Origin of the sequence: Nocardioides sp. (genome assembly GCF_047607365.1) — a bacterium.
Lineage (GTDB): Bacteria > Actinomycetota > Actinomycetes > Propionibacteriales > Nocardioidaceae > Nocardioides.
In genome coordinates this window covers 1-9,896 of the sequence record NZ_JASGDD010000209.1, presented here as the reverse complement: position 1 = coordinate 9,896, position 9,896 = coordinate 1, and the positions used below count along the sequence as shown (strand labels likewise).

At 73.3% G+C, this 9,896-nt stretch carries 12 protein-coding genes; 3 read left to right on the top strand and 9 right to left on the bottom strand.

Translation table 11 applies throughout. The features are described 5' to 3' along the window. Positions 1-1,060 (bottom strand): class I SAM-dependent RNA methyltransferase (locus tag QM572_RS16255; protein ID WP_415094983.1); only part of this gene is annotated, 1,060 nt, incomplete at its 3' end. Continuing rightward, entirely contained in the window at positions 1,057-3,093 is a 2,037-nt protein-coding gene (locus tag QM572_RS16250) for an APC family permease (RefSeq protein ID WP_415094981.1), read from the bottom strand. The genes QM572_RS16255 and QM572_RS16250, both read right to left, overlap by 4 nt. 26 nt (positions 3,094-3,119) lie before the next feature. Between QM572_RS16250 and QM572_RS16245 the strand changes: the two genes are divergently transcribed. Together QM572_RS16245 and QM572_RS16240 are read left to right on the top strand one after the other, a co-directional pair. Continuing rightward, the gene (locus QM572_RS16245) at positions 3,120-3,782 is read left to right on the top strand and encodes a potassium channel family protein (protein WP_415094979.1); all 663 of its coding nucleotides are present in this window, start codon (positions 3,120-3,122) and stop codon (positions 3,780-3,782) included. Between the two features lie 3 nt (positions 3,783-3,785). Continuing rightward, a complete protein-coding gene (locus tag QM572_RS16240; protein ID WP_415094977.1) occupies positions 3,786-4,457 on the top strand; it encodes a potassium channel family protein in 672 nt (223 codons plus the stop codon). Here QM572_RS16240 and QM572_RS16235 read toward each other — a convergent pair. The 7 genes from QM572_RS16235 to dut form a co-directional block, all read right to left on the bottom strand. Continuing rightward, a complete protein-coding gene (locus tag QM572_RS16235; RefSeq protein WP_415094975.1) occupies positions 4,428-5,195 on the bottom strand; it encodes a DUF3159 domain-containing protein in 768 nt (255 codons plus the stop codon). The two genes, QM572_RS16240 and QM572_RS16235, sit on opposite strands and share 30 nt — an antisense overlap. 59 nt (positions 5,196-5,254) lie before the next feature. Then, positions 5,255-6,451 carry an RCC1 domain-containing protein gene (locus QM572_RS16230; protein ID WP_415094973.1) on the bottom strand — a complete coding sequence of 399 codons (1,197 nt, stop codon included), beginning with the start codon at positions 6,449-6,451 and terminating at the stop codon, positions 5,255-5,257. Beyond that, positions 6,451-6,891, bottom strand: a complete 441-nt coding sequence (locus QM572_RS16225; protein WP_415094971.1) for a hypothetical protein — start codon at positions 6,889-6,891, stop codon at positions 6,451-6,453. Before QM572_RS16225 ends, QM572_RS16230 begins: the two co-directional genes overlap by 1 nt. 96 nt (positions 6,892-6,987) lie before the next feature. Beyond that, positions 6,988-7,332 carry an OB-fold nucleic acid binding domain-containing protein gene (locus QM572_RS16220; protein ID WP_415094985.1) on the bottom strand — a complete coding sequence of 115 codons (345 nt, stop codon included), beginning with the start codon at positions 7,330-7,332 and terminating at the stop codon, positions 6,988-6,990. Positions 7,333-7,351: 19 nt separating this feature from the next. Continuing rightward, positions 7,352-7,969 (bottom strand): DUF3710 domain-containing protein, encoded by a 618-nt coding sequence (locus tag QM572_RS16215; RefSeq protein WP_415094969.1) that lies wholly within the window; start codon positions 7,967-7,969, stop codon positions 7,352-7,354. Positions 7,970-8,014: 45 nt separating this feature from the next. Beyond that, positions 8,015-9,139 (bottom strand): hypothetical protein, encoded by a 1,125-nt coding sequence (locus tag QM572_RS16210; protein WP_415094967.1) that lies wholly within the window; start codon positions 9,137-9,139, stop codon positions 8,015-8,017. A 10-nt stretch (positions 9,140-9,149) separates the two neighbouring features. Then, positions 9,150-9,584 (bottom strand): dUTP diphosphatase, encoded by a 435-nt coding sequence (gene dut, locus QM572_RS16205; RefSeq protein WP_415094965.1) that lies wholly within the window; start codon positions 9,582-9,584, stop codon positions 9,150-9,152. Between the two features lie 29 nt (positions 9,585-9,613). Here dut and QM572_RS16200 point away from each other — a divergent pair. Next, positions 9,614-9,896, top strand: a 283-nt coding sequence (locus QM572_RS16200) for a DUF3093 family protein (protein WP_415094963.1), incomplete at its 3' end; no start/stop codon positions are given.

Below are 9,896 nucleotides of genomic sequence, written 5' to 3'. Positions count from 1 at the left end.
GCGGGGCGCGGTCGGCGACGGCGTCGACGACGGCGCGTCGCGCGCCCTCGCGCGGCGGGTCGAGCACGACGAGATCGAAGCCTCCGGCGTACGACGTCGCCAGCACGCTCGCGACGTCGCCCGCGGTCGCCTCCGCCGCCGGCACGTTGCGCTCGGAGAGCGCCGACGCACGCCGGTCGCCCTCCACCGCGACGACCCGCCCGCCGGGACCCACCCGATCCGCGAGGAAGGCGGCGAAGAGGCCGACCCCGGCGTAGAGGTCGAGCACCGACTCCCCCGGCCGCGGGTCGAGCATGCCGAGCACGGTCTCGGCCAGCACCCGCGGCGCGGCGGGGTGGACCTGCCAGAACCCGTCGGCGGAGACCTGGAAGTCATGGCTGACGCCCTCGACCGTGACGGTCTCCATGACGGTGCCCGGCGCCGGCTCGCGGGCGTCGACGGCCGCGATGAGGCAGTCGTCGACGGCGACGACGTCACGCGAGCGGTGCTTCCGCATGCCGCGCGGCGATCCCTCGCCCGACCGCGGGCCCGGGGAGTCACCGGGTGGCGCTGAGCGCCCGCGGTCGGCCGGCGGCACGGCCGCCAGGTCGACGTATCGCTGGCGGGTGCGCCAGCGCAGGCCGTCGTCGCCCCGCCCGTCCGGCAACGGGACGTACTCCACCTCGACATCGGACTCGATCCGCGCCAGCCGGGAGAGCTGCTCGCGGACGACCGCGGTCTTCAACCCGCGCTGGGACACCGGCGTCGCGTGCTGGAAGTCGCAGCCGCCGCACACGCCGGGGCCCGCATAGGGGCAGGGCGGCGAGACCCGATCCGGCGACGGATCGAGGATCGCGACGGCGTCGGCGCGCCAGAACCGGTCTCCCTCGGTGCCCTCGGTGAGCTCGAGCACCACCCGCTCCCCCGGCAGCGCGTGCCGGACGAACACCACCCGCCGGGCCTCGCCGTCGGCGACGCGGGCGACGCAGTGCCCGCCGTGCGCGACCGGGCCGACCACCACCTCGAACCGCTCTCCGACCCGCGAGCGGCCCCGCGGCGTGCGCGTGCGAGGAGATCTCACCGACCGACTCGGGGGCCGTTGCGGGGGCCGTCGTGCCGAACGCTTCCGGGCACCATCCAGGTGCTCGTCTCGCGCAGCTCCTTGGCCCGCTCCAGGCCCGAGGAGAGCTGATAGGGCACCGAGATGACCATGACGCCGGGGGTGAACAGCAGCCGCGCCTTGAGCCGGAGGGCGGTCTGGTTGTGCAGCAGCGACTCGCGCCACTTGCCGACGACGTACTCGGGGATGAACACCGCCACGACGCCTCGGGGGTTGGACTTGCGGATGGCGCTGGCGTACTCGACGACGGGCCGGATGAGCTCGCGGTAGGGCGAGTGCAGCACCTTGAGCGGGATGTCGAAGTGCCGGTCGTCCCACTCCTCGAGCAGCCGGGCCGTGGCCGCGTCGTCGACCGAGACGGTGACCGCCTCGAGGGTGTTGGGCCGGGTCGCGCGGGCGAAGGCCAGCGCCCGCAGGGTCGGCTTGTGCACCTTGGAGACCAGCACCATGGCGTGGACGCGGGTGGGCATCAGCTTGTCCTCGTCGCCGGCCTCGAGCTCCTCCTCCACGGCGTCGTAGTGGCCGCGGATGCGGCGCATCACGATGTAGAAGAAGATCATCGCGAGGATGGTGATCCAGGCGCCGGCGAGGAACTTCGTGATGAGCACGACCACGAGGACGACGGCCGTGAAGGTGAGGCCGATCGTGTTGATCGTGCGCGACTGCATCATCTTGCGGCGCCTGGCGTGGTCGGTCTCGGCCGCGAGCTCCCGGGTCCAGTGCCGGATCATGCCGAGCTGGCTGAGGTTGAAGCTGACGAAGACCCCGACGATGTAGAGCTGGATCAGCCGCGTGGTCTGGGCGTCGAAGGCGAGGATCAGCACGATCGCCATGACGGCGAGGAAGATGATGCCGTTGCTGTAGGCGAGCCGGTCGCCCCGCTGGGCCAGGGCGCGGGGCGCGTAGCCGTCGCGGGCGAGGATGGAGCCGAGCACCGGGAAGCCGTTGAACGCGGTGTTGGCGGCCAGCACGAGGATGAGCCCGGTGACGATCACGACGAAGTAGAAGCCGGGCGGGAAGTCGCTCCAGACCGCCTTCGCGACCTGGGCGATCACGGCGTTCTGGGTGTGGGAGTCGCCCAGCGGGACGCCGTTCAGGAGCAGCCGGTGCTGGTCGTTGGGGTCGACGAAGCGCAGCCCCATCTGGCGGGCCAGCACGATGATGCTGACCATCATCGAGATGGCGATCAGGCCGAGCAGGAGCAGCGTGGTGGCGGCGTTCTTCGACTTCGGCCGGCGGAACGCCGGCACGCCGTTGGAGATCGCCTCGACACCGGTCAGCGCGGCACAGCCGCTGGAGAACGCGCGCGCCAGGAGGAACAGCAGGGCCGCGGTGTTGAGCGGCGACTCCATCCCCTCGTCGGGCACGATGTCGAACTTCGCGCTCTCGACGTGGGGCAGGTTGCCGCTCGCCCACAGCACCATGCCGAGCACGGCGGTGCCGAGGATCGCGGCCATGAAGGCGTACGTCGGCACCGCGAACGCCGTGCCCGCCTCACGGATCCCGCGCAGGTTCATCGCCGTCAGCGCGACGACCATGACGACGGCGATGGTGGCCTCGTGGTCCTGGAAGGCGGGGATCGCGGCGCTGGCGTAGTTGGCGCCCGAGGAGATCGAGACGGCCACCGTGAGCATGTAGTCGACGATGAGCGCGCATGCGACCGTGGTGCCGGCGCGGGCGCCGAGGTTGACCGTGGCCACCTCGTAGTCGCCGCCGCCGCTCGGGTAGGCGTGCACCGTCTGGCGGTAGGAGGCGATCACCGCGGCCATGACCAGCGCGACGGCGATGGCGATCTTCCAGGAGAAGGCGTAGGCCGAGACCCCCGCCAGCGAGAGCATGATGAAGACCTCGTCGGGCGCGTAGGCCACCGAGGAGAGGGCGTCGGAGGCGAAGACGGGGAGCGCGATGCGCTTCGGCAGCAGGGTCTCCCCCAGCTGGGAGCTGCGCAGCTTCTGGCCGATCAGAATGCGCTTGGATACGTCGCCCACACCCACGGGGCGCAACGCTATACGCTCATCCGGTGCACGTTGTGATCATGGGTTGCGGCCGCGTGGGGTCCACTCTGGCGCGCAGTCTGGAGGACCGGAACCACACCGTCTCGGTGATCGACTCCGAGCCCGACGCCTTCCGCCGTCTCGGGCCCGGATTCAACGGCGACAAGGTGACCGGGATCGGCTTCGACCAGGAGGTCCTGGAGAAGGCGGGCATCCGTCGCGCGGACGCCTTCGCGGCCGTCTCCAGCGGCGACAACTCCAACATCATCGCGGCGCGCGTGGCACGCGAGACGTTCGGCATCCAGCAGGTCGTGGCCCGGATCTACGACCCCGGCCGCGCCGAGGTCTACCAGCGCCTCGGCATCACCACCGTGGCGACGGTGAAGTGGACCTCCGACCAGGTCCTGCGGCGACTCCTCCCCGCGGGCGCGGAGCCCGACTACCGCGACCCCTCGGGCACGATCCGGCTCGACCAGGTCCCGGTCACCGACCCCTGGATCGGGCAGAGCGTCTGGACGCTCCAGGTCGAGGGCCTGGTGCGCGTCGCCTGGATCGACCGGCTGGGCGAGGGGATCCTGCCCACCCGGGAGTCGCTCCTCCAGGAGGGCGACGTGCTCCACGTGGCGATGCGCGAGGAGAACGCGCAGCACGCCTACGACGCCATCGCAGCCGGACCCCAGGAGCACTGAGCAATGCGTGTTGCCATCGCCGGAGCCGGCGCCGTCGGCCGCTCCATCGCCCGCGAGCTGATCACCAACGGCCACGAGATCCTGCTGATCGACAAGGACCCCGACTCGATCAAGCCCGAGCGCGTGCCCGACGCCGAGTGGCTGCTCGCCGACTCCTGCGAGCTGTCCTCGCTGGAGGAGGCGCGCCTGGACCGCTGCGACGTCGTCATCGCCGCGACCGGCGACGACAAGGTCAACCTGGTCACGTCGCTGCTCGCCAAGACCGAGTTCGGCGTCCCCCGCACGGTCGGCCGGGTCAACCACCCCAACAACGAGTGGCTCTTCACCGAGGCCTGGGGCGTGGACGTCAACGTCTCCACCCCGCGGATCATGTCGGCGTTGGTGGAGGAGGCCGTGACGGTCGGCGACCTGGTCCGGCTCTTCACCTTCCGCCAGGGCAGCGCCAACCTCGTCGAGCTGACGCTGCCCTCCGACTCCCCGTACGTCGGCAAGCAGGCCGGGCTGATCCCGCTGCCGGAGAACTGCGCGCTCGTCACCATCCTGCGCGACGGCATGGTCTACGTCCCGGACCCCGAGCAGCCCGTGGAGTCCGGCGACGAGCTCCTCTTCGTCGTGCCCGCCGACCAGGAGGACGAGCTCGAGCGGCTACTCGCCCCCGGGACCCACCGCGGCTGAGCCCCCGGCCGGCTCCGGCGGGGTCAGGGGGGTCGCGTTGCGCGCGAGCAGCCAGATCATGGTGCCCCAGGCGGCGATCCGGAAGACCCAGCCGAGGCCGTAGCGCAGGAACGCGATGATCCCGACGGCCGTGTCGCCGTCGACGATCTCGGCATGGCCGAGGATCCACACCGGGGTCTGGAGCAGGACGCCGAGGGCTCCCGGCGCGACCAGCAGCCAGGTGAGCCGGCTGCAGAGGCGCACCACCTGCCTGTCCTCGTGCCAGGCGGTCGGATCCCCCATGACCGAGCCGATCATGAAGCCGACGAGCGGCCAGCCCGCGAGCGCCGACCCGCCGACCACGACGGTGTAGACCGCCCCCGAGATCAGGCCCGGGAGGAAGAACGCGAGCGCCTGCTGGGTCTCGTCTCCCCCGCTGCTCGCCGAGATCCGCACGAAGACCCAGCCGATCGCGATGCCGACCAGCGCGTTGAGGACGTACTGCGTCGTCGAGCGCTGCGCCACCCGCACCGCGAGCGCGACGACCGCGAGGCCGCCGGCGACGACGAGGGAGAGCGTGAGGTCCTTGGTGAGCAGCCACAGCACCGTGAAGGCGATCGACGGGACGGCGGCCTCGACGATCCCGCGCCGACCGCCGAGCGAGGCGGCCATCCGGGCGCGGACCAGCGCCTCGACGGTCTCGACGCTGGGGTGGGCCGGATCCTCGGTGGCGTCGATCGAATCACTGGTCTCCGGCACGTCGCGGGATTCTACGGGGAACCCCGCGAGCGCCGAGACACCCCGAGCCGGCGCGGAGGTCAGAGACCGGAGACGTCGACCGCCACCGGGACGGTGGCGTAGCTGTGACCCCCGGCACCGAACGCGCCGTTGCCGAGCTGGCCGTAGCCGTCATTTCCCCAGGCGAACGCGTGGCCGTCGGAGTCGATCGCGAGGCTGTGGATGTTGCCGGCCGCGATGGCCACGACGCTCCGGCCCGCGAGGACGCCGCTGGTGTCGACCGCGACGGCAAGCGGCCGCGGACCGCTGCCGTCGGTGCCGTCGCCGAGCTGGCCGTTGGCTCCGTTTCCCCAGGCGTAGACCCGTCCCTCGGAGTCCAGTGCCAGGCTGTGGCCTCCGCCGGCGGCGACGGCCACGATGGTCTTCCCGGCAAGCACTCCGCTGGCGTCCACCGCCACCGGGACGCTGGTGCCGGTGGTCGATCCGCTTCCGAGCTGACCATCGGCCGCGGCCCCCCAGGCGTAGACCCGGCCCGTCGAGTCCAGCGCGAGGGAGTGGGACGTCCCGGCGGCGACGGCGACGATCGTCCGTCCCGCCAGAGCTCCGCTGGTGTCGACCGCGACCGGGGCGTCGGCGTCGGCGGTGGAGCCGTTCCCGAGGGCTCCGGAGCTGCCGCTGCCCCAGGCCCAGACGGCACCGCCGGGGTCGAGCGCGAGACTGTGCCCGGACCCGGCGGCGATCCGGGTGGCGGTCAGCGCCACGCTCATCGGGGATCGGGCGTAGTAGCCCGGGTCGGTCGGGCCGATGCCGAGCCGGCCGGAGACGGCACGGCCCCAGGCGTAGACCTGTCCGGCGGAGTCGACCGCCAGGCTGTGGCTGCCGCCGGCCGCGATCGCCGTCACCTGCCGGCCGCTGAGGACGCCGCTGGTGTCCACGGCGACGGGGGTGCTCCGGTCGACGTCGGCGCCGTCGCCGAGCCGGCCGGAGTCGCCGCGGCCCCAGGCGTACACCGTGCCCGTCCCGGAGAGCGCGAGGCTGTGACCCTCGCCGGCCGCGAGAGCGGTGACGACCACGCCGTTCAGGACTCCGGCGGTGCTGACCGCCGTCGGGACGTTGCGGTTGGCGGTGGAGCCGTTGCCGAGGGTGCTGTTGCCGCCGGCGCCCCACGCATAGGCGGCGACCCCGCCGACCGAGGCCAGCGTGTGCAGCGCGGTCGGTCCGGAGGCGAGCGCGGTGAAGGCACGGTAGGTGGTGACCCACGTGACGACCGGGGGCATCAGAGCGTCTCCGCGGTCAGGGTCAGCGTCGCGCCGGGCGTCGCGGCGCTGTAGGCGTACGTCGTGGTGGCGATTCCGTCGCCGTCGGTCACGACCGTCGCCGAGGCGCCGTCCGGTGCCGCGCCCGCGCCGACGAACCCGGCGTCCCAGGACCCGCCGCTCACCGAGCGACCGAAGACCACGGTGACCCCGGCGAGCGGGAGGCCGCCGCCGTCGCTCACCCTCACCTGGAGCTGCCTGCCCGGCTCGGTCGCCGCGTAGGTCGGGAAGCGGCTGGAGGCCGGCGTCACCGGCTCGAGCGTCCCCGTCCCGTAGTCGGCGTACGCCGGCGCGGCGACGACCATCGTCAGCACCGGCGCCGACCACACGGCGGCGCCGAGCACGCCGCGGCGCGAGAGGACGACGCCCGGCCGCTCGCCCACCTCATCCATGGAGCTCATCACACAGCGGTGATGGCGGACGTGCCAGAGGATGCGTCGAATCAGTGACCCGAGGGGCGGATGAGGCGCGTGTGCCGGTCCGCCGGGGAGCCGGCCCTACGGGATCAGCTCGTAGCGCGGGTTGTAGAGCACGCGTACGCCGTCCTGGACTCCCACGCGTCCGTCCACCTGCACCGAGCGGCCGGGCACGATGCCCGCGATCCGGCGGCGACCGAGCCAGATGATCGTCACCATCCCGCTGCCGTCGAAGAGCTCGGCCTCCAGCGCGGGCACGCCGCCGCGCGGCCGGAGGGTGACGGTGCGCAGGGTGCCGCGCAGGCTCACGACCTGCCGGTCGGGGGCGTCGGCGATGCGGGTGCAGCCCTTCCCCTCGTAGGCCTCGCGCAGGCTCTGCGCCTCGATGTTGTCGGGGTTGGCCCAGGCGCTGATCCGGTCGCGCAGCTTGCCCATCGCGTGCTCCTCAGCGCGCCTGGGCGGGCATGACCAGCGGCAGCGCCTCGCCGACCGGCAGCGCGTGGGCGCCGCGCCGGACCGCGCTCGCCGCGATGCCCTGGAGCCAGGCGTTCGCGAACTCGCCGTCGACGGCGGGACGGCCGAGCAGGGTGGCGCGGAGCATCCAGCGCGACCCGTTGATCCCGATGATCCGCGACGCCTGGACGCCGTCGGAGCCGTCGGGCAGCTTGACCGGCATCTGGCCGAGGAGGTGGGTCCCCCACGTGCCCTCAGCCTCGCCCACCTGGCCGCCGCGACGGACGATGTCGGCGGCGAGCTGCGGGCGCACGTCCGCCCACAGGTCGCCGTTGCGGGGAGCCGCGAAGGCGCGCAGCTCCAGCGCCCCCTCCTCCGCGGTGAGGAGCACCGCCTGCACGTCCTGGGTGCGCTCGTCGATCTGGAGCCGCAGGTCGCAGCCGGGCACCGGCGCGACGAGGATCGAGCCGAGGTCGACGCGCTCGACGTCGGCCAGCTCCGGCGGGATGGCGTCCACGTCGTACGGGCCGACGGGGGTGTCGGCCGGCTCGTCGGTGGTCTCGGGGGCCGTGTCGGGGACGACGGCCTTGGTGTTGCGGCGGAACCTCACCGGGCCACCGTAACCCCCCGTGCTCCGCAACCAGGAACCGCGAGATCAGGAACGGTCGAGGCCGCTCAGCAGACGCCGGAGGCGGGCGAGCCGGCCCGCCCTGACCGGTGGCGCGAGAGGCGCGGTCCGCGTGCGGCGCAGCTCATCGCGCCGGCCGTGCTCCGAGACGAGCAGGTCGGTCAGCGAGGCCACCGCCTCGGCGAGCATCCGGTGCTCGTCGACCCCGGTCGCCATCGAGGAGAGCGCCGGCCCCTGCGACGGCACCACGAGGTCCGCGAGATCGCCCACGAGGTCCACGTCGCGGGCCGCCAGCGCCGCGATCTCCTCCTCGCCGCGACGGCGCGCCCAGGCCAGGTCCTCCCCTCCGAGCACCAGCGGCGTGCCGGGGCGGCCGGCGAGGACGCGGCGGGCGAGCGCGGTCTTCACGGCGCCGTCGTACGGGCCGGGGCGCGGCAGCCGGTCGAGCAGGGCGCTGTTGACCATCCTCAGCAGCTCGGTCTGCTCCAGTCCCAGCGACGGGTTGCGCGGCACGTCGGTCGAGAACGCGTCGGCGGCCAGGCCGAGGACGCCCGCGAATCGCTGCCACAGCAGCCCGGGGTCCGCCCCGGACGGCGGCACGGTGACGACGTGGACCCGTGCTCCGGCCCCGCTCCAGATGTCGACCCGCCCGACGACGTCGGTGACCTCCTGGAGGGTCGGGTTGAGGAAGGCGCCGGTCCGCGGGTCGCGGCGGGTGTACTCCTCGAAGGAGAGCAGGCCGCGCGCCTTGACGTACTCCTGCCAGTGGGCCGGCAGGCGGCGCGCCCAGTCGCGGACGGTGAGGACCACGTGGACCTCACGACCCGTGCCGCGGAGGTCGGCCACCGCCCGGGACGCCTGCGCGGGCGTAGCGCGGGAGAGCAGCTCGTCGGAGACCAGGACGTCGCCGTCCCACGCACGGGCCTCGTCCACGACGCCCGCCCAGGAGCCCGGCACCCGCTCGGGCCGGTTGGAGCGCTCGGCCACCTCGCGCAGGTCGAGCATCGCGAGACGGTGCACCGCCCGCGTGCCCGGGAGCAGCAGGCCGTGGCCCGCCGCCAGGTCGCGCTGGCTCCACAGGATGTGCTGGAGGAACGTCGTGCCCGTCTTCATCGCTCCGACGTGGAGGAACGCTCTCGTCGCGCGCGCCATGGGGCCAGCCTCACACACCCGTCGAGCCGTAGCCCCCGGCCCCGCGCACCGACTCCTCGAGGCTCTCCACCTCGACGAAGGCCGCCCGCTCCACGCGCTGGATCACCAGCTGCGCGATCCGGTCGCCGCGGCGCAGCTCGATGGGCTCGCGCGGGTCGTGGTTGATCAGCAGCACCTTGATCTCGCCGCGGTAGCCCGCGTCCACGGTGCCCGGGGTGTTCACGATCGAGAGGCCGTGACGGGCGGCCAGACCGGAGCGGGGATGCACGAGCGCCACGAACCCCTCGGGCAGCGCGATCGCGATGCCCGTCGGCACGAGCGCGCGCTCGCCGGGGGCCAGGGTCACGTCGACCGTCGTCATCAGGTCGGCGCCCGCGTCGCCCGGATGCGCGTACGACGGCACCGGCAGTCCCGGGTCGAGGCGGGTCAGTGCGATGTCAACCACGCGCGGACCCTATGGGAAACTCATCCGCTGTGACCACCGTGACGACCTATCGCGAGCGGCTGCACGTGCCGTTGCGCTGGTGGGTCCAGGGGGTGATGTTCCTGGCGACCCTGTGGCTGGCCCTCGTCGTCGCCATCCCGCCGGTCTGGGCCTGGTCGATCAGCGGCGCCACGCTGGCGCTGCTGGCACTGGCCTTCCTGGCGTACGGCTCGGCCGAGATCGTGGTCGCGGACGGCCGGCTGCACGCCGGGCCCGCGCGGATCGAGGCGCGCTGGCTGGGCCGGGCCGAGGCGCTCGACCCGGACGCCGCGC